Origin of the sequence: Xanthomonas arboricola, assembly GCF_003353015.1 — a bacterium.
Taxonomy (GTDB): domain Bacteria; phylum Pseudomonadota; class Gammaproteobacteria; order Xanthomonadales; family Xanthomonadaceae; genus Xanthomonas; species Xanthomonas arboricola_E.
Map to the genome: position 1 here is coordinate 299,584 of NZ_QREM01000008.1, position 25,151 is coordinate 324,734.

Here is a 25,151-nt window from a genome sequence, read left to right on the forward strand (position 1 = left end):
CGAGAATGCCGCGATGATCAAACCTCTTTTCCTGCTTGCGCTAGCCGCGCTGTGCGCCGCATGCGCACAGCACGCGACCTCCACCGAGACCAGCGCCGGAGCAACTGCCACCTCCGCGCCGGCCCGGCTGCGCATCGCCACCTACAACACCTCGCTGTATTCGGACCAGGCCGGCGGCCTGGTCCGCGAGCTGCAGGGCGACAGCGCACATGCGCGCAAGATCGCCGCGGTGCTGCAGCGGGTACGCCCGGATCTGGTGCTGCTCAACGAGTTCGACTTCGACCCCGAGCACCGCGCCGCCGACCTGTTCCAGCAGCGCTATCTGCAGGTTGCCCAGCCGGGCGGCGGCGAGGCGCTGCGCTATCCGTACCGCTATCTGGCCCCGGTCAACACCGGCGTGCCGAGCGGCCTGGATCTGGACAACAACGGCAGCGTCGGCGGCGCCGGCCGCCGCCAGGGCAATGATGCCTGGGGCTACGGATTGCATCCCGGCCAGTACGGCATGCTGGTGCTGTCGCGCTACCCGATCGATGCGCAGGCGGTGCGCAGTTTCCAGTTGCTGAAATGGAGCGCGCTGCCGGGTGCGCTGCGGCCGATCGACCCATCCAGCAAACAGGCGTTCCATCGCGATGCGGTCTGGGCGCAGCTGCGGCTGTCGTCCAAATCGCATTGGGACGTGCCGGTGCGCACGCCGCTGGGAGTGGTGCATGCGCTGGTGTCGCATCCCACCCCGCCGGTCTTCGATGGCGCCGAAAAGCGCAACGTCGCACGCAACCATGACGAGCTGCGGCTATGGCGCGAGTACCTGGACAATCCCAAGGACGCCAGCTGGCTGTGCGACGACCAGGGCCGCTGCGGCGGACTTCCCGCCGATGCGCGCTTCGTCATTCTCGGCGATCTCAATAACGATCCGGTCGATGGTGCCGGCCGGCACGATGCGATCCGTGCATTGGTCACGCACCCGCGGGTGCTGCAGTACCCGGCGCCGCACAGTGCGGGCGGCCCGGAGAAAACCGCCGAGTACGCCGCGCACGGCATCGCGCACAAGGGCGATGCGCACCAGGTCACCGGCGACTTCGGGCCGCAGGCGGGCACGATGCGGCTGGACTACGTGCTGCCCTCGCGCCAGTTCGGCTTGATCGGCAGCGGCATCTTCTGGCCCGCCAGCACCACGCCGGAAGCGGCGATCGCCGACGGCAGCGACCATCATGCGGTGTGGGTGGATGTGGCTGGGGAGCCGTGATTCGGGATTGGGGATTCGGAGCGTCGAGCTGTTGCTTGTGGCGTGGCGCGAGTGCAGCTGGTCGCCGCAATCGCGCCATGCCGATCACTGCATTCAGGCGTCCAGTTGAACCTGTAATGCCTCGGCGGCGGTACGCGCCTTCGCGCGCGCGGCGTCGATGCTGTCCGCGCGTGCCAGGGTGACGCCGACGCGGCGGTGGCCGTCCACGCGCGGCTTGCCGAACAGACGCAAGGCGGTGTCCGGGTCGCGCAAGGCCTGCGCGACATTGTCGAACACCGGGACGCCATGGCCATGCGCAAGCAGCGCGCACGAGGCCGACGGGCCGCTCTGACGGATCACCCCACCGTTCTGCGCGCCGACCGGCAGGCCCAGAATCGCACGGGCGTGCAATGCGAATTCGCTCAGGTCCTGCGACACCAGCGTGACCAGGCCGGTGTCGTGCGGGCGCGGCGAGACTTCGCTGAACCAGACCTCGTCGCCCTTGACGAACAACTCCACGCCGAACAGGCCCAGGCCGCCCAGGTCGTCGGTGATGGCCTGCGCGATCTGCTGCGCGCGTTGCAGGGCGGCTGCCGACATCGGCTGCGGCTGCCAGCTTTCGCGGTAGTCGCCATCCTTCTGCCAATGCCCGATCGGGTCGCAGAACGACGTGCCGCCGGCATGCCGCACGGTCAGCAGGGTGATCTCGTAATCGAAGTCGATGAAGCCCTCGACGATGCAGCGGCCGGCACCGGCGCGTCCGCCGGTCTGCGCGTACTTCCAGGCCGCATCGATGTCCGCGTCGCTGCGCACGGTGCTCTGGCCCTTGCCCGAGGACGACATCACCGGCTTGACCACGCACGGCAGGCCGACCGCGGCGATCGCCTCGCGGTATTCGGCAGCCGTGTCGACAAAGCGATACGGCGAGGTCGGCAGGCCCAGCGTCTCGGCTGCCAGGCGGCGGATGCCTTCGCGGTCCATGGTCAGGCGTGCGGCGCGCGCGGTCGGGATGACCCGCTGGCCCTGCTCGCGTTCCAGCGCGACCAGCGTTTCGGTATGGATCGCCTCGATCTCCGGCACGATCAGGTGCGGTTGCTCCTGGGCGATCAGCGCGCGCAGCGCCTGCGGATCGAGCATGTCCAGCACGTGCGAACGGTGTGCGACCTGCATCGCCGGGGCGTTGGCGTAGCGATCGGCGGCGATCACTTCCACCCCGAAGCGCTGCAATTCGATCGCCACTTCCTTGCCCAGCTCGCCCGAGCCCAGCAGCAACACACGGGTGGCGGAAGGCGACAACGGCGTGCCGAGAGTAGTCATGAGCGCGGTCCAGATCGGGAGGGGGCCGCCATTCTAACGGGCGGTCACCTCCACCGCCGGGCGCTGCCCTTGCTCAACCTGATATCACTTTGATATCTTTTTCCAACTTCCCAAGGAGACCTCCCTCATGAAAGAGAAGCCGATCAGCTCCCTGCCGGGCATCCCTGTCGTTCTCGTCGCGGCTGCGGCATTCGCCGCCGCTTTGTGGATGCTGCTCACCGGCGACGCCAAGCCCGCAGCACTGATCACCACCGTTGTGGTCGGGGCGATTGGTCTCTTCTTCCTGGCCGGCCTGTACACCCTGGAACCGAACCAGGCAGCGGTGTTGAGCCTGTTCGGCAAGTACGTCGGCACGGTCAAGGACCCGGGCCTGCGCTGGAACAGCCCCTTCTACGCCAAGCGCCGGGTCAGCCAGCGCGTACGCAACTTCGAAAGCGGCCGGCTCAAGGTCAACGAACTGGACGGCAGCCCGATCGAGATCGCCGCGGTGATCGTGTGGCAGGTGCTGGATGCTTCCGAAGCCGTCTACAACGTCGACGACTACGAGAGCTTCGTGCATATCCAGTCCGAAGCGGCGCTGCGCGCGATGGCCACCAGCTACCCCTACGACCAGCACGAAGACGATCAGATCTCGTTGCGCAGCCATCCGGCCGAGATCAGCGAACAGCTCAAGCGCCATCTGGACGAACGCCTGACCCAGGCCGGCGTGGACGTGATCGAAGCGCGCATCAGCCACCTGGCCTACGCGCCGGAAATCGCCCAGGCCATGCTGCAGCGGCAGCAGGCCAATGCGGTGATCGCCGCGCGCACGCGCATCGTCGCCGGTGCGGTGGGCATGGTGGAGATGGCCTTGTCCGAGCTGCAGAAAAACGGCGTGGTGCAGCTGGACGAAGAGCGCAAGGCGCACATGGTCAGCAACCTGCTGACCGTGTTGTGTTCTGATCGCGGGACCCAGCCGGTGGTCAACGCCGGCTCGCTGTATTGAGGTGATGCAATGAATGTCATGGTGCCATTGGTCGTCGCGCTGTCCGGCTTGCCTGCGTTGGCAATCGCCGCCTCCATCGGCGCGGACGACGACGACCGCGCGCGCGGCCTGGGACTGCGCTGGGCCCTGATCAGCCTGGTCATCCTGGTCGGCGCCGCCTGCCTGTACTGGGCCGGCGACAACCGCGCCGGCATCTACGCGGTGGTGATCGGCATGCTGGTCGGCGTGAACATGTTGATCGTCTCGATGGTGATGCACCTGCGGCGCCACAGTGGACGCCGGGAGCGCGAGTGAGCGAGAAGAAGGCCTATCCGCTGCGCATCAACGCCGACGTGCTCAGCGCCGCGCAGCGCTGGGCCGACGACGAACTGCGCAGCCTCAATGCGCAGATCGAGTACGTACTGCGCGATGCGCTGCGCAAGGCCGGGCGCCTGCCCAAGCCGCGCGACGACAAGGAACCGCAAGCATGAGCAAACGCTGGAACGATCTGACCATCGAGTTGAAGCCGTCGTTTATCGGCACGATCAAGCGCGAGGACATCCAGGCCGAACTGGTCAGGCAGGGCAACCTCGGCTGGGAGCTGGTCAACGCCCTCATGCAAACGCCGCTGAGCGCGGCGCTGCTGGTATTCAAGAAGGAACTCTGACCTCGGCGCGCCAGCGAGCCTCGGCAACTGGCGCGCAGTGGCCGCTCGTCCGCCGCTTTGGTGAGTAGCTGGGCAGCGCTCGTCGCAAAGCGCTTGCAGCCACGGCCAACCGCCGTCGAACCAGAACGTGCCTGCGCTGGCCGCGCTGGCCACTTCGGCCTACTCTGTGCCGATGCCGAGACGCCCCTTGCCAGCCCTGCTGCTCAATACCCGCGCGATCGAACTGGTGCCAGCCGCCCTCCTGCAGGCACGCAGCAATGCCGACGCGCGCGTGCTGGCGCAGGCCGACTGGCTGCTGAGGCGCAAGCGCGATGGGCGCTATCTGGCCGCGCAGCTGGCGCAAGGGCTGATGCCGCTGGTGCCGCGGCTGGCACGCGAGCCCGGCCTGGACGAGGCGCTGGATCAGCTGGATGCCGACACGCCTCGCCTGCCGCCTCGCGCCACCACGCTCCCGATCGACGGCCTGCAACGCCGTCTGGCGCAGTTGGGCATTGCTCAGGACGATTACGTCAGCCAGACCGGCCTGCTGCTGATCGCCGAGCCGTCGGTGCTGCAGCATGCCGGCCGCGACCGCTTCGGTCGGCCGCTATGGCTCAGCCACGGTGCGGCCCGCGCCTGGCACCGCATGCGCATCGATGCGGCACGCACGGGCATCCTGCTCGATGCGATCTCGGGCTATCGCAGTCACGACTATCAACTGGGCATCTTCGAACGCAAGTTCGCGCGTGGCCTCACGCTTGCGCAGATTCTGGCCGTCAACGCAGCGCCAGGCTTCAGCGAACACCATAGCGGCGATGCACTGGATATCGGCACGCCAGGCGAGCCGCCGGCCGAAGACGCCTTCGAGGCGACGCCGGCATTTGCGTGGTTGCGTACGCATGCCGCGCAGTTCGGTTTTCGCCTCAGCTATCCGCGCGACAACCCGCATGGCATCGTCCACGAGCCGTGGCACTGGCGCTGGTCGGCGGCGTAAGCTGGCCGCGCGTCAGGCGACGCAGCGCGACACGCCCTCCCATCTCGTCTGCAAGCCTTGCAAGCAAGCTACTCCTGCGAACGCGGTGTCGGCACCTTGGCGGCCACGCTGAAGTCGGCGATCTTCCACAGGTAGAACGCCGCGTAGCTGCGGTACGGGCCCCAGCGTTCGCCACGGATGGCCAGCTCCTTCGGCGTCGGCATCTGCTCCTGCCTGTCCACGCGCTGGGCACCCTTGCGCACGCCGAGGTCGTCGACGGGCAGCAGGTCCGGGCGACCCAGGCGGAACATCAGCATCATTTCCACCGTCCAGCGACCGATGTCGCGCACCGGTACCAGCGCCTGGACAATCGCTTCCTCGTCCATGAAGGCGAGCCTGCGCAGGGACGGAATCTCGCCATCGCGCTCACGGCGCGCCAGATCGCGCAAGGCCAGTGACTTGTTGCCGGAGACACCGCACGCACGCAGTGCCGCATCGTCGATGCGACCAAGCGTATCTGCATGCAGGCGCGATGCACCGATGGCCACTTCCACCCGTGCCACGATCGTCGATGCGGCCTTGCCGCTGAGTTGCTGAAACAGGATCGCGCGCGCCAATGCATCCACCGGATCGAACGGCTTGCGCCAACCCGGCTGCGCGGCAATCGGGCCGATGCGCCTCATCCATGCACCCAGCGCGCGATCGCGCCGGGTCAGGTGCGCGAAGGCGGCTTCCACATCGAATCCGCGGGCGTGGCGCGGCACGCTCAGCGCCTCAACGCGCCGATCGCCAGCACCACCCAGCCCAGCATCAGGCTGACCCCGCCCACCGGCGCCAGGCTGGTCGGCCAGTGCAGCACCGCGCCGCCGGCCAGGCTGCCGGCAAACAGCAGCGTGCCGAGCAACAGCAGGTACAGGCCGATCCGGCCAAGCGCACGCGTCTCGGTGGCGCCGAGCACCGTCAGCACGGCGCCGTGGCCGAACGCATACAGCGCTGCCAGTTGCAGCCGCGATTGCACCAGCGCATCGGTCACGCCATGCGAGGCATAGGCCGACAGGCCCACCGCGGCGGCGGCCAGCAAGGCGCCGCAACACGCCAGCAGCGAAGGATGTTTCTTGCGACGTTCGAGCAGGGACATGGAGGTGGTTCCGTTGCAGCGCCGTGGCGCAAAAAAAAACGCGCCGCAGGACTGCGGCGCGTTTTGGTCTGGATCAGCTCATCGTGGTGAGACGATTACTTGATGGCCCAGTAGACATCGTAGGTGCCGTCCTGCGTAAACGACTTGTCCACGCCGCCCTTCCACGACTCGTACGGACGCTCGGTCACGTCGTTGCCGTTGGTGGCAGACCAGGCACGCAGGGAGCTGCGCACTGCATCCAGGCCGGCCATGTGGCCTGCATAGGTCGCAAATGCGGACCGGTGCGCCTTGGTACGCTCGTACTTGACCGGTGCTTCCGACGGGATGTTGACCTTCAACTCCTCGCCCGTGGCAGCAACCGGCGTTGCATCCACAGGTGCGGCAGCCGCGGCGTCGTCCTTCTTGGCATCAGCCTTGGCGGTATCGGCCTTGGGGTCGGTCTTCGGCGCGCCACCGGCACGCTTGCGGACCGGCTGCACCACGTCGAAGGCGTACTTGTCGGTGGCAAAGTCGGTGGTGACGATGCGGACCGGACCAGCAGCTTCCAGGCCATTGGCGTCCATCACGCGCTTGATCCACTCCTGGTTGTCCTTGATCGACTTCTTGATCGTCTCGTTGTCGCGATCGATGTTGCCCGCGGTGACGACCAGCAGGTCCTCGGCCGGCACATCGACGATCTTGAGATCGCTCAACACCGGCTTGCCGTCGAGCTGGGCGCGGTAGTCGAAATTCGGCACGGTGGCCAGTGCGGTCGCCATGCGCGACAGACCCAGCTTCAGGTCGTCGCCCACGTGGCGGCTGACATACAGGCCGGCATAACGACCGAACAGGTTCCAGCCGTACTTGACGCTGTAGTCCTGGGTGATCTTGACGTTCTTGTTGTTCTTGCCAGTCGGCGCAAGGGTGAAATTGGTGACCTTGTCGTAGCCCTTGGTGGGATCGTCGATCGAAATCTCAACACGCTCGTTCTTGACGCTGTTGGTGATCTCCCAGCTGCCGTTGCCGATGTAGCCTTCGGTGGAGCTGTATTCGACGCGTGCACCCTTGCCCTCTTCCGGGCCGGCCAGTTTCAGCTGGATCTTCGGGTCACGCAGCACAAGCGGGTTCCAATCCTTGAAACGACGGAAGCTGTTCACGGTGTCGTAAACAATCGTCATCCTGCGGTTGGTCTCAACACTCTCGGACATCTGCCGCTCCGAGGGCAACACCAAGCCCACCACGACAAACAAGCCAGCCACGATCCCCAAGGCGATCAGGAACTCGATAATACGGGTCATTCAGGAGGTCTCCGGGGCCGATCCCACGGCCGGGTTGAGTGAAGCGAAGCCGCCATCCTAGCAGGCTTCGAGAAAGATGTTCAGTTGTGCGACGGGTAGCGCGGTCTTGCGGTGTCATGCACCGCGCAACCGCGCAGGGCATGACGGCGCAATCCCAACCTGCACAAGGGTTTGGGCAGATTGCGCGCAGCTATCATGCACATCGCGCGATGCCTGTGTGTGATGCGATGGCTGCCGACGCCGTTTTCGGCCTCCGGCAGCGCGCTGGATCCGGTTGGACACGACCAGACCACCCCGCCGCGCCCCATGAACTAGGCACGGCGGAGCGCATGCACCGCCGCAGGCCGGAAGCCGCGCCGCCTGCGAGGCCGATCAGACCAATTGCAGCTCGAAGGCCTTCAGCACCGCGCGGGTACGGTCGCGCACGCCGAGCTTGGACAGGATGTTGGAGACGTGATTCTTGATGGTGCCTTCGGCCACGCCCAGCGAGTTGGCGATCTCCTTGTTGGAGAAGCCGCTGGCCATCAGCCGCAGGATCTCGGTCTCGCGGTCGGTCAGCGGATCGGGCCGGTCCAGGCTGACGAACTCGTTGCGCATGTGCTCCAGGCCCGAGAGCAGGCGCTGGGTCACTGCCGGCTGCACCAGCGAGCCACCGTCGGCCACGGTGCGGATCGCGCCGACCAGTTGTTCCAGCGAGACGTCCTTGAGCAGGTAGCCCTTGGCGCCGGCCTTGAGCCCGGCCAGCACCAGCTGGTCGTCGTCGAAGGTGGTCAGGATGATGGTCGGCGGCAGCGTGCCGTTGCGCGAGAGCATCTGCAGCGCTTCCAGGCCGGACATCACCGGCATGCGCATGTCCATCAGCACCACGTCGGGCTGGATCTGCGGGATCTGCTCCACCGCCTGCTTGCCGTCGGAGGCCTCGGCCACCACCTCGATGCCGTTGTCCAGCGCCAGCAGCGAGCGGATGCCCTGGCGTACCAGGGTTTGGTCGTCGACCAGGCACACACGGATCATCACAACACTCCTTGGGTCACGGCCGCAGGCATCAGTGCCGGCGCGCCTGGAACGGAGATGCGCAGGCCGAAGCCGCCGCCGCGCCGGGTTTGGATCTCGAGCTGGCCACCATACTGGTTCAGCCGCTCGCGCATGCCGCGCAGCCCGTTGCCGGGCGCCACCGTGTCGGCGCCATGGCCATCGTCGCGGGCGTCGACCAGCACGCTGTCGCCGTCCCGGCGCACCTGGATCCACAGGTTGCGCGCACCGGCGTGGCGCACCGCATTGGTGATGATTTCCTGGGTACAGCGCAGCAGCACATGGGCGCGCTCGGGGTCGTCCAGGGTCAGCGGCTGGTCGATGTCCAGATGGATGTCCAGCGACGGCACCTGGGTCACCAGCGGGCGCAGCGCCGCTTCCAGGTCGATCGCGCCGCTGTCGCGCAGCTGGCTGACCGCTTCGCGCACATCGGTGAGCAGCAGCTTGGCCAGCGTATGCGCCTGGCGCACGTGCTCCTGGGCCTGGCCGTCGGTGATGTGGCCGGCCACTTCCAGGTTCAGGCTCAGCGCGGTGAGGTGGTGGCCGAGCAGGTCGTGCAGCTCGCGCGAGATGCGGGTGCGCTCGTTGACGCGGGCGCTCTCGGCCAGCAGCGCGCGGGTGGCGCGCAGTTCGGCATTGAGCCGGCGCTGCTCTTCGCGGGCATCGGTCTGCTGGCGTGCGACCAGGCTGGTCACGAAGATGAACATGGAGAAGCCGCCGTACAGCAACGACTGCATCAGTGCGGCGAACAGGGTGAAGTCCGGGCGCAGGTAGTAGAACACCGGCAGCACCGCCAGCTGGCTGAGCACCAGCCAGGCCACGCCGATGCGCAACGGCAGCAACCACGGGATCACCCCCGCCGCCACCATCATCAGGATGCTGCCCAGCCCGGTTCCGCTCAGATAGCTCACCGCCAGCGCGAAGATGGTCAGCAGCAGCAGGATCAGCCGGTCGTACCAATGCGCGTGGCCGCCGCTGCTCAGGCCGCGGGTCAGCCAGAAGTAGCTGGCGCCGAAGCCGACGAAGAACCCCGACATCAGCAGGCCCTCGGCCACGCTGCGGTGGTCGCCCTCCTCGGCGGCCGGCCAGTAGGTGTACACCAACGGCATGGCGATCATCGCCCAGGTGAACAGGCCGGCGAAGCGCAGGACGCGCGTATGACTGAGGTATCCCAACATGCAGGCATCTTAGGCGCTCGCCGGGCGGCTGCCCTCTTGCCGGAAGTCATGCATGCCGTGCGCTGCCCGCCCGCAGCGCCCTGGCCACAAGCGCTCCAGGCGTCGGCGCGCCGCGGCCGACGCTTCGGCGCCTGCGCACGGGAGCCGGCACACGGCGGGTCGCCGCTTCAGGCCACGCATGCAATAATCCGACGCAGATCCGATTTCGGGTCGATCGCGTTACCCCACGGAGTCCCAATGTCGATCGTTATCCGCGACGTGCGCGAGCACGAGCTCGATTCCGTCCTGGCCCTGAACAACAATGCCGGACTGGCAATCCTGCCGCTGGATTCAACCAAGCTGCAACGTTTCTACGAGCAGGCCGAATATTTCCGCGTCGCCGAGCGCGACGGCAACCTGGCCGGGTTCCTGGTCGGGTTCGGCAGCGGCAGTGCGCATGACAGCAGCAATTTCGCCTGGTTCCGGGACCGTCACCCGGAATTCTTCTATATCGACCGCATCGTGGTCGCCAGCCGCCGTCGCGGCGGTGGCGTCGGGCGGGCGTTCTATGCCGATGTGCAGAGCTACACCGAGTTGCGCTACCCGCAACTGGCCTGCGAAGTGTTCCTGGACCACGGCGCCGATGCGGCGTTGCTGTTCCATGGCAGCTTCGGCTTCCGCGAGGTCGGCCAGAACACCATGGCCGATGTCGAGGTGCGCGCCAGCATGCTGATGAAGGACATGTGCAGCTATCCGTGGGTCAAGGAGACCTATGCCGGCAAGTTGCCCGACCATCTGCCGTGGGTCGGCCGGCCGCGGCATGCCGCCGCCGCCACCGACAACCCGTCGACGGGGAGCTGAGCCGTGGCAAGCGTGAATGTGGATTTTGAACAGGCCGGCGAACTGAAGATCGGCCAGGTGGGCATCGCCAACCTGCGCGTGCGCACGCTGGACGTCCCGCGCCTGGTGCGCGAGATGCGCGAGCGCGTGACCCGCGCGCCGAAGTTGTTCGGACGCGCGGCGGTGATCCTGGATTTCGGCGGGCTGTCGCAGTTGCCGGACCTGGACACGGCCAAGGCGCTGCTGGACGGCCTGCGCGATGCCGGCGTGCTGCCGGTGGCGCTGGCCTACGGCACCAGCGAGATCGACCTGCTCTCGCAGCAGCTCGGCGTGCCGCTGCTGGCCAAGTTCCGGGCGCAATACGAGCCGACCGCGGTGAGCCCGCCGCCGCCCCCGCCTCCCCCGCCGCGTGCCGAACCCGCAGCGCCTGCCGCGCGGCCGGCACCTGGACGCATGCAACGCAACGCGGTGCGCTCGGGCCAGCAGCTGTATGCGGAGAACTGCGACCTGACTGTCCTCAGTACGGTCGGTGCCGGAGCGGAGGTCATCGCCGACGGCAGCATCCATATCTACGGTACCCTGCGTGGCCGCGCGTTGGCCGGCGCCCAGGGCAACCCTGATGCGCGCATCTTCTGCCGCGACTTCCACGCCGAACTGGTTGCCATCGCTGGCCACTACAAGGTGCTGGACGATGTTCCCATGGACCTGCGTGGCAAGGCCGTCCAGGTCTGGCTGGAGCAGGATCAGATCAAGATCGCTGCGCTGGACTGACGCAGCCCAACCACAGAAATATTTCGGAGAAATCCTTTGGCTGAAATCATCGTAGTCACCTCCGGCAAGGGCGGCGTCGGCAAGACCACCACCAGCGCGAGCCTGGCCTGCGCTGTCTCTTATACACATCTNAGATCGATGATGCCGACATCGAACTGAACCTCGCGGCCCATGTACAGGCCTTCTTCGCCGTCTTGTGCAGCGTCGACCGCAAAGCCTTCACGCTTCAGGCGAGCGGCGCGTGGTGTACGACTTCGTCAACGTCGTGCATGGCGAAGCCACGCTCAAGCAGTCGCTGATCAAGGACAAGCGCTTCGACAACCTGTACGTGCTGGCGGCCTCGCAGACCCGCGACAAGGACGCGCTGACCCAGGAAGGCGTGGAGAAGGTGCTCAAGGACCTGGCCGCCGACGGCTTCGAGTACATCGTCTGCGATTCGCCGGCCGGCATCGAGAAAGGCGCGTTCCTGGCGATGTACTTCGCCGACCGCGCCGTGGTGGTGGTGAACCCGGAAGTGTCTTCGGTGCGCGACTCGGACCGCATCATCGGCCTGCTCGACTCCAAGACCCGCAAGGCCGAGGAAGGCAAGACCGTTCCTGCGTTCCTGCTGCTGACCCGCTACAGCCCGGGCCGCGTGGAAGGCGGCGAGATGCTCAGCATCACCGACGTGGAAGAGGTGCTGGGGCTGAAGGCCATCGGCGTGATTCCCGAGTCCGGCGACGTGCTCAACGCTTCCAACAAGGGCGAGCCGGTGATCCTGGATGCCGAGTCCCCGGCTGGCCAGGCGTATGACGACGCAGTCGCCCGCATCATGGGCGAGGAGCGCCCGATGCGATTCACATCCGTGGAGAAGAAAGGCTTCTTCAGCAAGCTGTTCGGAGGGTAAGCATGGGCCTGCTCGATTTTCTCAAGAGCAAGAAGAACACCGCCGAGACGGCCAAGAACCGCCTGCAGATCATCATCGCGCAGGAGCGCAACCACCGCGGCGGGCCGGACTACCTGCCGCTGATGCAGCGCGAATTGCTGGAAGTGATCAAGAAGTACGTCAACATCGATGCCGATGCGGTACGGGTGGACCTGGTCAAGGATGGCGAGCACGACGTGCTCGACATCACCGTCGCCCTGCCGGAAGACGGCGACAAATAGGCGACCCTGCGGCACCGTGCCTGCACGGTGCCGCCCTGACGGCCCGAACCGACCGCGAGCCACTGCGTGACCATCGATTCCCCCTCCAGCCCCGAGCCAGCCAGCGTATTGTGCGTGGGCGACATCGGCCTGGATGCACCCGCTGCCCTGCTTGCCGGTTATGGCCTGCGCCTGCATCGGGTGGAGGCCGGCGCGCCGATCCCCGGCAGTTTCTGGGGCGAACCGGAGGCCGGCATCATCGGCTGCGATGTCTATGTGCGCGACGACACGCCGGTGCATTCGCTGCTGCACGAGGCCGGGCACCTGATCGTCCTGCCGGCCGACAAGCGCGCGGCGGTGCATACCGACGCCACCGATTCGGTGGATGAAGAAGACGCCACCTGTTACCTGCAGATCCTGCTGGCCGAGCAGTTGCCCGGCGTGGGCAGCGCGCGCCTGATGGCCGACATGGATACCTGGGGCTACACCTACCGGCTGGGCTCCACGCGCGCCTGGTTCGAGCAGGACGCGGACAATGCGCGGACCTGGTTGAGCGCGCGCGGCTTGCTGCCGGCCTGAGTGCGCGCAGGGCCGCCGCGTTGCGCTGCGCTAGCTACGGCGCTTAAAACGCAGCAATGCGTCCACCCGACACCGCTGCCGGCATACCGGCGTAAACGTGCGTGTGCGGCCGCCGGGAGGCATGCCGGGAACCGCAGGCGGGTCGATAGCGCAGGCGCAGCGCGCATACGCGGCCGACTGCAGCATTACCGCCGTCGCACGTGCCGTCATCCCTGTGCGGTTGCAGCCGTCGCGGCCATGGCCCCGGACAGATCCAGCGTTGCCACCGTGCCCTGCCCGGCATTGGAATCCAGGTTCAGATGCCAGCCCAGATGCTCGCAGAGCCGTCCGATCAGCTCCAGCCCGATGCCGTTGCCCTGGCGTGCGTTACCGCGTGCCAGGCGCGCATAGATGGCGCTGATTTCCTCCGGCGTCATGCCGTGGCCCGGGTCGGCGATGCGTACCACGCCCGGCGCCGATAGCGCGATGCGGATGACGCCGCGATCGCTGTTTTCGATCGCGTTGCGCAACAGATTGCCGATGGCGGTCTGCACGATCGCCACCGGTGCGGTGAGGCTGCACGGCGGCAGCGGGTCCATCAGCACCTGCAGATCCTTGTCGGCAAGCAGGTGCGTGTGGTCGGCGACGATCTCCGGCAGCAGCTGGTCCAGACGCAGCGTATCGCTGCTGCGCGCCAGCCGGCCGGGGTCCTTGGCCAGCACCAGCAACAAGGTGATCAACTGCTCCACCGCAGCACTGGTCTGCGCGATGCGCTCCAGTTGATGACGCACCGCCGACGGAGTGCCGGGTTGTTCCAGCGCCAGTTCGGCAGCGTTGCCGATCACCGCCAGCGGGGTGCGCAACTCGTGGCTGGCACTGTCGATGAAGGCGCGTTCGCGTTCGACGAACTGGCCGTTGCGATCGAGGTAATCGTTGAGCGCGTCGGCAATCACGTACAGCTCGGCACTGCCCTGTGGGCGCACGGCGATGCGCTGGGCACGCCGCTCCGGACGCAGCGCACCGATGTCGCGCGCCAGCTCCACCAGCGGGCGCACCAGCCGCGCCATCGCATAAGTGCCCATCAACAAGGTGATACCGATCAGCGCGACGCCGGCAGCCAGCATCCAGCGGGTGATGAACTGTTCCAGCGCCTCGAAATCGGTGATATCCAGCACCAGCGCCAGGCGTCCTGCATCAGGCGTATCGCGCACCATCACCGCGCTCTGGCGGCCGGCGATTTCCAGCTCGTCGTGCAGGCCGGGATGCAGCGTGCGCAGGACCGGCGGCACTGCCGCGTTGCCGTCGACCCGATACAGCCGCAAGGTGTCCGAGTCCTGCCAGCGGTAATCCGGATTCTGCGCACTGCGATCCAGGATGCTGTCCAGTTCCGAATTCAGCAACGAGCGCCACACGCCATGCTCGGCGCGCTCGTGCAGGTACTGCGCGGTACCGAACACCGCCAGCACCATCAGCAGTGTGTAGCCGAACAACCAGACCAGCACGCGGCGGCCCAACGGGCGCTGCCTAACCATCGCTGCACGCGCTTGTGCCAGCATCGCCGGTGCCTTGCAGCGGCGCCAGGCGATAGCCCAGCCGCGGCAGGGTGTGGATCAGCTTCTGCGCGAACGGGCCATCCACGCTGCGGCGCAACTCGTAGATATGCGAGCGCAGCATGTCGCCATCGGGCGGATCGTCGCCCCACAGCGATTGCTCCAGGCGCTGGCGGGTGACGGCAGCGGGGCTGGCCTGCATCAGCACTTCCAGCAACTTGCGGCAGGCCGGGTACAGGTGCAGCACCTGGCCGGCGCGGGTGGCTTCCAATGTGGACAGGTCCAGGCGCAGATCGGCCACCTGCAGCAGCTTGCCGCGTCGGCGCCCGTGCGCACGCGCCAGCAGCGCCTCGATGCGGACTTCCAGCTCCGGCAGCGCGAACGGCTTGGTCAGGTAGTCGTCGGCACCGGCACGAAACCCGGCGATCTTGTCGGGCAACTCGTCGCGGGCGGTGAGCATGATCACCGGCAACTCGGACTGGTGCTGCTCGCGCAGGCGGCGCAGTACTTCCGGGCCGTCCATGCGCGGCATCATCCAGTCCAGCACCAGCACGTCGTAGTGCTGGGTGGTGGCCAGGTGCAGGCCGGTGACGCCATCGGGCGCGGCGTCCAGGGTGTGCCCGCGCGCTTCGAAATAGTCGAACAGGTTGGCAACCATGTTGCGGTTGTCTTCGATGACCAGCAGCCGCATGAGCGCGTTTCCAGGGCGGCCCGGCAGGGACGATGTGCGCATCCTAACCGAGCCTGGCCGAACACAGCCGCTCTGGAGGGTTCCGACAAAATTCCGACACGCCAGCCGGATAGTGTGGCGCCCCACCGCTCGGGGCGTGCGCGTGTCGCCTGCCATTTCCGCCGCCACTTCCCGCCAGCGCGCACTGCTTGCCGCCGTGGTGCTGATCATCGTCAGCCTGCTGGCCGGCCTGGGCCTGCGCCAGCCGAACCCGCCGGACGAGCCGCGCTTTGTGCTGGCCGCACGCAGCATGGTCGAGACCGGCCAGTGGTTGCTGCCGCATCGCGGCCGCGACCTGTATGCCGAGAAGCCGCCGGTGTTCATGTGGTTGCAGGCGGCCAGCTACGAGCTGGTGCCGCACTGGCCCGTCGCCTTCCTGCTGCCGTCGCTGCTGGCTGCACTCGCCACGCTGTGGCTGACCTGGGACATCGCGCGGCGCCTATGGAACCGGCGCGTCGCGCGTCATGCGGTGCTGGCTTTGTTTGCGGTGCTGCAGTTCGGCCTGATGGCCAAGCGTGCGCAGATCGACATGGTGCTGGTGGCGCTGACCACGCTGTCGTTGTGGGGAATGCTGCGGCATCTGCTGCGTGGGCCGGACTGGCGCGCATGGACGCTGGGACTGTTCGCCGCCGGCGTGGGCACGGTGACCAAGGGCGTGGGCTTTCTGCCATTGCTGCTGTTGCTGCCGTGGATGGCGCTGCCGCGCAGGCACTGGCGCGCCCTGCGGGCGCGCGCACAGGCCGGGCGCAGCTGGTTGCTGGTGCTGCCGGCGTTTGTGGCCGGCACTGCGGTATGGCTTGCCCCGCTGGGCATCGCGCTATGGCAGAACGATGACCCGGCGCTGCATGCGTACGCGCACGAGTTGTTGTTCAAGCAGACCGGCACCCGTTACGCGCATGCCTGGCACCACGTGAAACCGGCCTGGTACTACCTGCAGGTGATCGCCACGCTGTGGTTGCCGGGTTGCCTGTTGTTGCCGTGGTTGCTGCCGGCGTGGTGGCGACGGCTGCGGCGCGGCGATCCGCGCTATCTGTTGCTGCTTGCCTGGAGCCTGCTGGTGCTGGTGTTCTTCAGCGCCAGCCCGGGCAAGCGCGAGGTCTACATCTTTCCGATGCTGCCGGCGCTGTGCATCGCCGCCGCACCGCTGCTGGCCGGGCTGCTGCGCAAGCGTGGCGTCCGCGTGTTGCTGACCGGCTACCTGCTGCTGCTTGCGCTGGCCGCGCTTGCAGTGGGCAGCGGCATCGCACTGCATCTGCACTGGGCGGAAAACACCGCATTGCAGCGTGGCATGGCGTTGGCCTCGCTGCAGTCGGTCGGTGTGTGGTTGATCGGCCTGGGCGTGGTAGGCCTGGCGGCACTTGCCTGGTCGCGCGGCAAGCGCACCGGCACCGCAGTGGTGGTGGTGACCGCCGCGCTGTGGAGCGTCTACGGCCTGGGCTTGATGCCGGCACTGGATCCCTACAGCTCCGCAGCGCGGGTGATGCAGCGCGTAGGACAGCGCATCGGCCCGGATGCCGAGCTGGGCATGCTGGCCTGGCGCGAACAGAACATGCTGCAGGCGGATCGGCCGGTCACCGACTTCGGCTTCAAGGCGAGCTGGCAGCAACAGTGGGCCGAGGCAGGGCCGTGGCTTGCACATGCCCCCGAGCGTCGCTGGTTGTTCGTCCTCAAGCAGGCGGTACCGGCCTGCATCGATCCGGCGCAACGGATCGATATTGGCGAATCCAACCGCAATCAATGGCAGTTGCTGCCGGGCACGGCATGGCATGCCGGCTGCGTTGCGCCCGCTTCTGATACCGACCCCGACGGTGGCGACAGCGAGACAGACTGAACGCCGCATGGCGTGTTAACGGCCGAGCAACTCCGGTCCGACCGCTTTCCGACATCCCGCTTTCGAAGATGCCGGGCATAGACCACCGGCCGATGCTTCGATGACCACGCTTCCCGTATACGCACCTGCCCTGGCGCGCACAGCCACCGGTGCACGAACCCGCTTTCTCGTCCGGCATCTGTGGTTGCCGCTGGCCGGTGTGCTGGTGCTCAGCGCGTTGTTGATGGGCGCCGGCGGCGACCAGTGGATTGCCGATGCGCTGTACCGGCTGGAAGGTGGGCAGTGGCTGCTCAAGGACCATTGGTTCACCAGCGGCGTGATTCACCGCATCGGCAAATGCCTGAGCACCGCTGCGGCTGTCAGCGTGCTGGTGCTTGCATTGGTTGCCTGGTACCGGCCACGCCTGCGTGCACTGCGCTGGCCGCTGACCTATCTGGCTGCATCGATCGCACTGTCGACCTCGCTGGTGTCCTTGCTCAAATCGTGGACGGCGATGGATTGCCCCTGGGATCTGAGCCGCTACGGCGGCACCCGGCCGATGATCGGGCTGTTCGAAGCGCGCCATGGCATTGCCGCGTCCGGTTGCTTTCCTGCAGGCCACGCCAGCGCCGGTTATGCGTGGGTGGCGTTGTACTTCTGTGCGCTGGCACTGCGTCCGGCATGGCGTGTTCCTGCATTGTGGATGGGCATCGCGGCAGGGNCAGCGCCGGTTATGCGTGGGTGGCGTTGTACTTCTGTGCGCTGGCACTGCGTCCGGCATGGCGTGTTCCTGCATTGTGGATGGGCATCGCGGCAGGGTTGTTGTTTGGAATTGCGCAACAGCTGCGCGGCGCGCATTTCCTGTCGCACGACCTGTGGTCGCTGGCGGTGTGCTGGGGAACTGCACTTGCACTGTACTGCGTGATGCTGGCTCGCCCGCATCGCGTCACTGATGTGGTGCGGCAAGCGGGGGATACCGCATGAGCGCCTATCTACTGCAATCGCGTGGGCTCAAGCGCCTGCGCGCACTGAGCTGGACGACGCGACCGACGGTCTCGACCGAGACTCTGGTGCTGTTGTCGAGCCTGTTCTTCGCGCTGGCGTGCAACCAGCTGTTCTGGCACACGGCCATGGCCACGCATCCGGGCAGTCTCGGGTTTGCGATCTCGTTGATGGCCTTGCTGGTGGCCGTGCATGCCTTGCTGCTGGGCCTGCTGGTGTGGCGCTGGAACGCCAAGCCACTGCTGACGCTGCTGCTGTTCACCACCGCGCTGGCTGCGCACTACATGGACAGCTACAACGTCTATCTGGATGCGGACATGCTGCGCAACGTGCTGCATACCGACCACAAGGAATCGCGCGAGCTGCTCACGCCCGGCTTGATCCTGCCGCTGCTGTGCTACTTCCTGATTCCGACCATGCTGTTGTGGCGCACCCGCCTGCACGCGCGCAGCATCGGCAGATCACTGGCGATCCGCGCCGGCTTTCTGCTGGTGGTGGCGGTGGTCGGCGCGGCCGGCGCGATGCTGTCCTCGCAGGACGTCTCCGCATTGATGCGCAATCACCGCGAGGTGCGTTACCTGGCCACGCCGATCAACTACATCGTGGCACTGCGGCAGAACCTCAAGTCCGATCCGCCGATCAAGCACGCACCCAGGCAACCGGTCGAGCACGATGCCATGGCCACGCCACGCGCAGCGGGAAACCGTCCGCGCCTGCTGCTGGTGGTACTGGGTGAAACCGCGCGTGCGCAGAACTGGGGCCTCAACGGCTATGCCCGCCAGACCACGCCCGAGCTGGCGCAGGCCGGGGTGATCAATTTCCCCGACATGCATTCATGCGGCACCAGCACCGAGGTCTCGGTGCCGTGCATGTTTTCGCCGTTCGGGCGCCGCGATTACAACGAGGACATGATCCGCAGCCACCAGTCGCTGCTGCATGTGCTCGAACACGCCGGCATTTCCACGCTATGGCGCGACAACCAATCCGGCTGCAAGGGCGTCTGCGACGGACTGGACATCCAGAAGCTGGACGATGCCACCACGCCAGGGCTGTGCGCCGACGGCCGTTGCATGGACGAGATCCTGCTGAGCGATCTGGCTGCGCAAGTGCGGGCAAAGCCTGGCGATCGCGTGGTGGTGCTGCATCAACTCGGCAGCCACGGACCGAGTTACTTCGAGCGCTACCCGGCACCGTTCGAGCGTTTCAAGCCGGTATGCAGGACCGCCGACCTGGGCAGTTGCAGCCGCCAGAACATCGTCAACGCCTACGACAATTCCATCGCCTACACCGATCACTTCCTCAACCAGGCCATCCACACATTACGCGGGCTGCAGGACTACGACACCGCGATGATCTATCTCTCCGATCACGGCGAATCGCTGGGCGAAAAAGGCCTCTACCTGCACGGCGTGCCGTACGCGATCGCGCCCAGGGAGCAGACCCACGTCCCGATGGTGATGTGGTTCTCGCCGGAGTTCGCTCGCGACCGCGGCCTGGACGAAGCCTGCCTGCGCCACCGTGCCGGCCAGTACACCGACCAGGACGCGCTGTTCCCATCGGTGCTCGGGCTGATGCAGGTCAAGACCAGCGCCTATGCACGCGAGCGCGATCTGTTTGCCCAGTGCACGGGATAGACGCACTGGATTTTTTTTAAAGCATGGTCTATCGGAGGCGCGGCGTCCTCACCGCTTGCGGGACACGCAGTGAACCCGTCCATGGGGCTAGGTGGCGGCATCCATGCCGCCACACGGTCCCGCAACCGGCAAGGACACCGCACCAGACAGTTGGTCGGCGCTCATTTGAAAAGCTGTCTGTCGTGCGATCTGCATCAGACGTGGAGCCGATGCTTCACGATCGAACAAGGCGCACCCNGTGGGCGGGCAAGGGCCCTGCAGCCAGGCACCAGATCGATTGCTCTACCGCTAACCCATCCGCACGTTCCAAGCCCTCAATACGCAACGTACCAAACAGTCGGGACCTGGACCTGTCGGGTTGTTCGATCGCGGTCGGATGCTTGAATCAACAGCCCGGTGCGTCGAGGGCGCGGTGCCCTCACCGCTTGCGGGACACGCCGTGAACCCGTCCATGGGGCTAGGTGGCGGCATCCATGCCGCCACACGGTCCCGCAACCGGCAAGGACACCGCACCAGACAGTGGGTCGGCGCTCAGTCGAAAAGCCGTCTGTCGCGCGCTGCGCATCGGGCGTGGAGCCGATGCTTCACGATCGAACAAGGCGCACCCAGCACTGCTCTTACCTCACGCACCGACCATCTCGACTGGTCCTTGCGCGCCCGCCGTCGCGGGACCTTCGCCTACCCTGATCAGCCGCTATGTACCTGCAGACGTCCGCGTCGCATGCGCCGTGACAGCGCTTGCGGTGGAACGCGCCGCGCTCTAGCCTGCGTCGGACTTCACCGCAAGGACCACCCGTGAATCCTCGTTTGTTGTGGCTGGTACTGGCCGTGGCCGCCGGCACGCTGTCGTTGTCGGCCTGCCGTCGGGATGCAGCGGCACCCGCCAGGCCCGCTGCGGCCAAGACCGCGCCGGAAGAAAGCGCCGACCAGTTCGTTGCACGCATCGGTGCCGAGTACAAGGCCGCGTACCCGGAAGTCACTGCCGCGCAGTGGTTGTCGTCGACCTACATCAACGGCGATTCACAGTTGCTGGCCGCCAAGGCCAACGAGCGCTCGCTGGCGCAGCTGGACCGCTGGATCGAACACTCCAAGCAGTACGCCGGCACCCCGATGTCGGCCGACAGCGCGCGTGCACTGCAACTGCTGAAACTGATGAGCGCCCTGCCCGCGCCACGCGACCCGGCCAAGCTGGCGGAGCTCACCCGGATCGCCGCCAAGATGGAAGGCGACTACGGCGCCGGCAGCTATTGCGTGGGCGATGGCGAGCAACGCCGCTGCCGCCAGCTCGGCGAGCTGGAGCAGGTGCTGGCCAGCAGCCGTGACTACACCGAACAACTCGACGCCTGGCAGGGCTGGCATGGCACCGCAATCCCGATGCGCAAGGACTACCAGCGGTTTGTCGAGCTCGCCAACGAGGGCGCGCGCGGGCTGGGCTTTGCCGATGTCGGCGTGCTGTGGCGCAGCGGTTACGACATGCCGCCAGCGCAACTGGCCAGCGAAACCGACCGTCTCTGGGAACAGGTCAAGCCGCTGTACGCACAACTGCAGTGCTATGCGCGCGGCAGGCTCGATACGCAATACGGCAAGGACAAGGGCGAACTTGCCGGTGGCATGTTGCCCGCGCATCTGATGGGCAATATGTGGCAGCAGGACTGGAGCAATCTGTGGGACCTGCTGCAGCCGTATCCGGGTGCCGGCGATCTGGACATCACCGCCGCGCTGGAAAAACAGTACCAGGGCAACCTGAGTGCAGTGCTGGCACGCACCACGGGCACCGACGGCGGCAGCGGCGCCCGCTTCCAGGCCGAGCGCGAAGCGCAACTGCGCACCGCAAGACAGATGACCGAACGTGCGCAGGACTTCTACACCTCGCTCGGCATGCCCAAGCTTCCAGACACCTATTGGCAGCGGTCGCAGTTCATCAAACCGCTGGACCGCGACGTGGTCTGCCATGCCAGCGCGTGGGACATGAACATGGGCGGCGAGCCGAACCAGAACATCGGTGCGGACGTGCGCACCAAGATGTGCATCAAGCCGACCGAAGAGGATTTCACCACCATCTACCACGAGCTTGGGCACATCTATTACGACCTGGCCTATAACCCGCTGCCGCCGCTGTTCCAGAACGGCGCCAACGACGGCTTCCACGAAGCGATCGGCGACACCATCGTGCTGGCGATGACGCCCAGGTATCTGCAGTCGATCGGCATGGTGGGCGAACAGCAGGCCGGCCGCGAGGCGCTGATCAATTCGCAGATGCGCATGGCGCTGAGCAAGGTGGCCTTCCTGCCATTCGGCCTGATGATCGACCGCTGGCGCTGGGGCGTGTTCGACGGCTCGATCACCCCCGAGCACTACAACCAGGCCTGGTGGGAGCTGAAAGCCAAATACCAGGGCGTGGCGCCGGTGACCCCGCGCGGCGAGGAGTTCTTCGATGCCGGCGCCAAGTACCATGTCCCCGGCAACACGCCGTACACCCGTTACTTTCTCGCGCATCTCCTGCAGTTCCAGTTCTACAAGGGCCTGTGCGAAGCTGCCGGCCACCAAGGCCCGTTGTACGAGTGCAGCTTCTACGGCAACAAGGACGCCGGGCAGAAGTTCTGGTCGATGCTGCAACGTGGCGCCAGCCAACCCTGGCAAACCACGCTGAAGGAACTCACCGGCAACGAGCGCCTGGATGCCGGCCCGATGCTGGAATACTTCGCGCCGATGAACGAGTGGCTGAAGCAACAGAACCAGGGGAAGTTGTGCGGCTGGCAGGCAACCGCGCCCGCTGCCGCCAGCAACACGCCTGTGCCTGCCGCAACGCGCTGAGGCGCGCGTTCGCTGCAGCATGCGGCGGCCGTCGCCCTGGCCGCCGCATAACATTGATTTGATAAACGCCAAAAACACCGGCGATATACTGCGCGCCCGCTGCAGCGGCGCAGCATGCAGGACGCATCCAATGAACAACGCCTCCACCGACCCGGACCCGCGCGACGCGGACCCCAACAAGCAGCTCATCGACGACGCGAACGATCGCGCGTTCGACCCGACCTACAGCAGCAAGAACAGCGACTATTCGGCGGAACTGGGCAGCAGCACCGTGGAGCTCAACCCCGGAGATCAGTCGGTCAAGTATTCCCATGCCAGTGAGCAGAGCAACGGCAGCCAGACCCGGCCACTGGGCGAGACCAGCCTGCAGACCAGCACCTCGCTGGGCCTGGGCAAGCTCAGCGACGCCGACGCAAAGACCACCACCTTCAACCTGGAAGCCGACGCGCGCACCGGCCAGCAGCAAAGCCTGCAGACCAAGCGCGGCGACGGCAAGCTGAGCATCGAGGCTGGCGTCAGTGCCGGGCAGCGCATGCGCTACGCACTGACGCTGCCCGGTGAAGACCAGCCCATGGAAGCTGCCACACGCGTCAATCCGCTGCAGCCGGAGAGCCTTCCGATCGGCGCGCGCGCGGTGATGGACGCTCAGACCTATACCCAGCGCGATTCCTCGGCGAGCCTGCAACACCTCAGCATGCAGAGCGAGATCACCGAAGCCAGCGGCCGCAGCTACCTGATCGAGCGTGTGGACGAGCGCCACGTGCGGGTGGTGACCGGGCCCAACGCAGCCATCGAGGCAGTGAACGCCGTTGGCCTGAAGGTGGGACCGGCGCAGGCCCTGCTGGGGCGTGCCGACTCGCTGGGACAGTCGCGGGTGGAGAGTGCGCAGTTCGACCTGGCCGATCCGCGTGCGCTCGCGGCGATGGGCCAGTTCGTGCGCGAGGGCACGCTGGCACCGGGCGTGCCCGGCGTCGACGAACAACAGACGCTGGAGCGCATCAACTTCAGCTCGCAGCAGCGGCTGCAGCTGGAACTGGGCCCGCTCAGCGCCGATGTGGCCGGCAACCGCAACCAGGGCAGCCAGGTGCGCATCAGCACACCGGGCCAGGATGGCTACACGGTGGTGCAACAGCTGCAATACGCAGACAACGTGCCGCTGACGATCGTGCGCCAGTACGACGGCGACGACACCGAACGCGTGCAGGAGCGCAGTTACCGCTTCGAGATCGATGGCGACGTGGCCGCGCCTGGGCTGCTGCAACGCCTGGGCGGGCGCAACGAGGCCAGCGAGGAAAAGGCGATCGCGCAGAATCTCAACAGCGCGCTGAGCGGCGAGATGGCGGGCACCGGTGCGATCGCGCCAGGGCAGAAGACCACGCTGGCCTTCAGCGAAGCGCAGATGCAGGCGCTGATGGAGCAGACCCAGGCCAGCGTCGAGGCCAGCAGGATCGGCGGCAGCTCGCTCAGCTCGCTGGTCGGCGACCGCAGCGCCGCGCCGCAGTCACCCGAACGCTTCGCGATCGCGATGGCCCGCAATGTGGGCGGCACGCCGTATCCATTCGTCGAGCGGCTGCAGCGCATCGCCGACGGTGCCGATGGGACATACGACGGCCAGTTGCGGCGCGTCGATGCCGAGGTGCTTCCGCGCCAGGCAGCGACGGCGACCGCCGCCCCGGATGCGCGCCATCCGGCCAGTCCGGACCATGCGCTGCTGACCCAATGCACCGCCGCGGTAGCGCAGCTGGAGACCGCGCGTGGCCGCGTGCCCGATGCCGACAGCGAGCGCCTGGCAGCCGGAGCGCTGGTGGCCGCGCGCGAGCATGGGCTGCAGCGCGTGGATCACGTGGTGCTGGGGCGCGACCCGGCACAGGGCTTCGTGGTCCAGGGAGCGCTGGATTCGCCGGCGCACCTGCGCGGCCCCTTCGATGCCCAGGCCGCGCAGCAGACGCCGGTGGACCACAGCCTGCAGCGCGCGCAGGCGCTGGGCGCCGGGCAGGAGCGCAATGCCGCCACGCAGGAACAGACGCAGCAACAGGACCTGCAGCGGCAGGCACCGGCGCGCTGATCCGGCGCACTGGCCGATCCGCGGCCAGGCGCCGGCGCAGTTCAGCCCCGACCACTGCCCATCCACGCGGAATGGGCAGTGGTCGGAGCCGGCTTCGCCGACACCGCTGCGTGTATGGCCTCAGTTGGGACGCGCGGGCACCAGCTTCTGCGCGAACTCGATCCGGAACGCCTCGAAATCCCTGCCGTCGGCAGCGGCCTCGGCATGCGCCGCATCCTTGAGCGCGTCCGAGTAGGTCAGCCGTACCGGCGTGCCCTGGCGTTCGTGCAACTCGGCCGCGCGCATGATCAGGGCCAGCACCTGGGCGGCGCTGGTGCTTTCGCCGGCGATGCGGCCGTCCATGCCGAGCACCCATTCGCCGTCGCGGCGGACGATGCCGGCCAGGAGCGTGCGCTGCTGGTCGCGCAGTTCGGCATGCGGCTCGATCGGCGAAACCGGCGCGGGATTGGCGGCGGCCTGGTTGCGCAGGCGCTCGGCGGCGCGCTTGCGGGCGTCGCGGCGCAGCTTGGAATCGGTGGACATGCAG

At 66.9% G+C, this 25,151-nt stretch carries 23 protein-coding genes and 4 pseudogenes; 17 read left to right on the forward strand and 10 right to left on the reverse strand.

Features of this window, described 5'->3' with window-relative positions; all coding sequences use genetic code 11:
* Positions 1–13: 13 nt before the first annotated feature.
* Entirely contained in the window at positions 14–1,243 is a 1,230-nt protein-coding gene (locus C0541_RS09260) for an endonuclease/exonuclease/phosphatase family protein (protein WP_193725902.1), read from the forward strand.
* 93 nt (positions 1,244–1,336) lie between these two features.
* On the opposite strand, the gene purT is transcribed toward C0541_RS09260, so the two are convergent.
* Positions 1,337–2,539, reverse strand: coding sequence for a formate-dependent phosphoribosylglycinamide formyltransferase (purT, locus tag C0541_RS09265; RefSeq protein WP_115047793.1), 1,203 nt, complete (start codon positions 2,537–2,539; stop codon positions 1,337–1,339).
* 127 nt (positions 2,540–2,666) lie between these two features.
* On the opposite strand from purT, the gene C0541_RS09270 reads away from it, so the two are divergent.
* The 5 genes from C0541_RS09270 to C0541_RS09290 all read left to right on the forward strand — a co-directional run bounded on the left by C0541_RS09270 (position 2,667) and on the right by C0541_RS09290 (position 5,143).
* On the forward strand, positions 2,667–3,524 hold the full coding sequence (locus tag C0541_RS09270) for an SPFH domain-containing protein (RefSeq protein WP_115047795.1): 858 nt from the start codon (positions 2,667–2,669) through the stop codon (positions 3,522–3,524).
* A gap of 9 nt (positions 3,525–3,533) precedes the next feature.
* On the forward strand, positions 3,534–3,818 hold the full coding sequence (locus tag C0541_RS09275) for a hypothetical protein (RefSeq protein WP_115047797.1): 285 nt from the start codon (positions 3,534–3,536) through the stop codon (positions 3,816–3,818).
* Entirely contained in the window at positions 3,815–3,994 is a 180-nt protein-coding gene (locus C0541_RS09280; RefSeq protein ID WP_115047799.1) for an Arc family DNA binding domain-containing protein, read from the forward strand. Before C0541_RS09275 ends, C0541_RS09280 begins: the two co-directional genes overlap by 4 nt.
* Entirely contained in the window at positions 3,991–4,170 is a 180-nt protein-coding gene (locus tag C0541_RS09285) for a hypothetical protein (RefSeq protein WP_115047801.1), read from the forward strand. The genes C0541_RS09280 and C0541_RS09285 overlap by 4 nt, the downstream gene beginning before the upstream one ends.
* A gap of 172 nt (positions 4,171–4,342) precedes the next feature.
* Positions 4,343–5,143, forward strand: a complete 801-nt coding sequence (locus C0541_RS09290; RefSeq protein ID WP_115048181.1) for a M15 family metallopeptidase — start codon at positions 4,343–4,345, stop codon at positions 5,141–5,143.
* Between the two features lie 68 nt (positions 5,144–5,211).
* On the opposite strand, the gene C0541_RS09295 is transcribed toward C0541_RS09290, so the two are convergent.
* The 5 genes from C0541_RS09295 to C0541_RS09315 all read right to left on the reverse strand — a co-directional run bounded on the left by C0541_RS09295 (position 5,212) and on the right by C0541_RS09315 (position 9,747).
* Complete coding sequence (locus tag C0541_RS09295; protein WP_115047803.1) at positions 5,212–5,886, reverse strand: DNA-3-methyladenine glycosylase family protein; 675 nt, start codon at positions 5,884–5,886, stop codon at positions 5,212–5,214.
* Positions 5,887–5,888: 2 nt separating this feature from the next.
* Entirely contained in the window at positions 5,889–6,260 is a 372-nt protein-coding gene (locus tag C0541_RS09300) for a DUF423 domain-containing protein (RefSeq protein WP_115047805.1), read from the reverse strand.
* A 95-nt stretch (positions 6,261–6,355) separates the two neighbouring features.
* Entirely contained in the window at positions 6,356–7,537 is a 1,182-nt protein-coding gene (locus C0541_RS09305) for an SRPBCC family protein (protein WP_115047806.1), read from the reverse strand.
* A 372-nt stretch (positions 7,538–7,909) separates the two neighbouring features.
* Positions 7,910–8,551, reverse strand: coding sequence for a response regulator (locus C0541_RS09310; RefSeq protein WP_005990002.1), 642 nt, complete (start codon positions 8,549–8,551; stop codon positions 7,910–7,912).
* Entirely contained in the window at positions 8,551–9,747 is a 1,197-nt protein-coding gene (locus C0541_RS09315) for a sensor histidine kinase (protein ID WP_115047808.1), read from the reverse strand. The genes C0541_RS09310 and C0541_RS09315 overlap by 1 nt, the downstream gene beginning before the upstream one ends.
* Before the next feature lie 237 nt (positions 9,748–9,984).
* On the opposite strand from C0541_RS09315, the gene C0541_RS09320 reads away from it, so the two are divergent.
* From C0541_RS09320 to C0541_RS21310, 3 genes and pseudogenes are all read left to right on the forward strand, one after another.
* Positions 9,985–10,587 carry a GNAT family N-acetyltransferase gene (locus C0541_RS09320; RefSeq protein WP_115047810.1) on the forward strand — a complete coding sequence of 201 codons (603 nt, stop codon included), beginning with the start codon at positions 9,985–9,987 and terminating at the stop codon, positions 10,585–10,587.
* Positions 10,588–10,590: 3 nt separating this feature from the next.
* Positions 10,591–11,337: a septum site-determining protein MinC gene (minC, locus tag C0541_RS09325; RefSeq protein ID WP_104650286.1), complete on the forward strand. Its 747-nt coding sequence runs from the start codon at positions 10,591–10,593 to the stop codon at positions 11,335–11,337.
* A gap of 36 nt (positions 11,338–11,373) precedes the next feature.
* Positions 11,374–11,452, forward strand: a pseudogene (locus C0541_RS21310) (P-loop NTPase); the annotation flags it as partial.
* A gap of 19 nt (positions 11,453–11,471) precedes the next feature.
* Here C0541_RS21310 and C0541_RS21315 read toward each other — a convergent pair.
* Positions 11,472–11,567, reverse strand: a pseudogene (locus C0541_RS21315) (DNA-binding response regulator); the annotation flags it as partial.
* Between C0541_RS21315 and minD the strand changes: the two are divergent.
* The 3 genes and pseudogenes from minD to C0541_RS09340 all read left to right on the forward strand — a co-directional run.
* Positions 11,564–12,223, forward strand: a pseudogene (minD, locus tag C0541_RS09330) (septum site-determining protein MinD); the annotation flags it as partial. The pseudogenes C0541_RS21315 and minD sit on opposite strands and share 4 nt — an antisense overlap.
* A gap of 2 nt (positions 12,224–12,225) precedes the next feature.
* Positions 12,226–12,483, forward strand: coding sequence for a cell division topological specificity factor MinE (minE, locus tag C0541_RS09335; protein ID WP_011036323.1), 258 nt, complete (start codon positions 12,226–12,228; stop codon positions 12,481–12,483).
* 66 nt (positions 12,484–12,549) lie between these two features.
* Positions 12,550–13,041, forward strand: a complete 492-nt coding sequence (locus tag C0541_RS09340) for a hypothetical protein (RefSeq protein WP_115047812.1) — start codon at positions 12,550–12,552, stop codon at positions 13,039–13,041.
* Positions 13,042–13,247: 206 nt separating this feature from the next.
* Here the strand turns inward: C0541_RS09340 and C0541_RS09345 are convergent, their stop codons facing one another.
* Positions 13,248–14,552: a sensor histidine kinase gene (locus C0541_RS09345; protein WP_115048183.1), complete on the reverse strand. Its 1,305-nt coding sequence runs from the start codon at positions 14,550–14,552 to the stop codon at positions 13,248–13,250.
* Positions 14,545–15,261: a response regulator transcription factor gene (locus C0541_RS09350; protein ID WP_115047814.1), complete on the reverse strand. Its 717-nt coding sequence runs from the start codon at positions 15,259–15,261 to the stop codon at positions 14,545–14,547. Before C0541_RS09350 ends, C0541_RS09345 begins: the two co-directional genes overlap by 8 nt.
* A gap of 136 nt (positions 15,262–15,397) precedes the next feature.
* On the opposite strand from C0541_RS09350, the gene C0541_RS09355 reads away from it, so the two are divergent.
* The 5 genes and pseudogenes from C0541_RS09355 to C0541_RS09375 all read left to right on the forward strand — a co-directional run bounded on the left by C0541_RS09355 (position 15,398) and on the right by C0541_RS09375 (position 24,625).
* Entirely contained in the window at positions 15,398–17,131 is a 1,734-nt protein-coding gene (locus C0541_RS09355; protein ID WP_161959984.1) for an ArnT family glycosyltransferase, read from the forward strand.
* Between the two features lie 100 nt (positions 17,132–17,231).
* A pseudogene (locus C0541_RS09360) lies at positions 17,232–18,094 on the forward strand (phosphatase PAP2 family protein).
* Positions 18,091–19,746 (forward strand): phosphoethanolamine transferase, encoded by a 1,656-nt coding sequence (locus C0541_RS09365; RefSeq protein ID WP_115047816.1) that lies wholly within the window; start codon positions 18,091–18,093, stop codon positions 19,744–19,746. Before C0541_RS09360 ends, C0541_RS09365 begins: the two are co-directional and overlap by 4 nt.
* 795 nt (positions 19,747–20,541) lie before the next feature.
* Complete coding sequence (locus C0541_RS09370; protein ID WP_115047818.1) at positions 20,542–22,560, forward strand: M2 family metallopeptidase; 2,019 nt, start codon at positions 20,542–20,544, stop codon at positions 22,558–22,560.
* Between the two features lie 130 nt (positions 22,561–22,690).
* Entirely contained in the window at positions 22,691–24,625 is a 1,935-nt protein-coding gene (locus C0541_RS09375) for an XVIPCD domain-containing protein (protein ID WP_115047820.1), read from the forward strand.
* Between the two features lie 120 nt (positions 24,626–24,745).
* Here C0541_RS09375 and C0541_RS09380 read toward each other — a convergent pair whose 3' ends face one another.
* Entirely contained in the window at positions 24,746–25,147 is a 402-nt protein-coding gene (locus C0541_RS09380; RefSeq protein WP_115047822.1) for a hypothetical protein, read from the reverse strand.
* Positions 25,148–25,151: the final 4 nt, after the last annotated feature.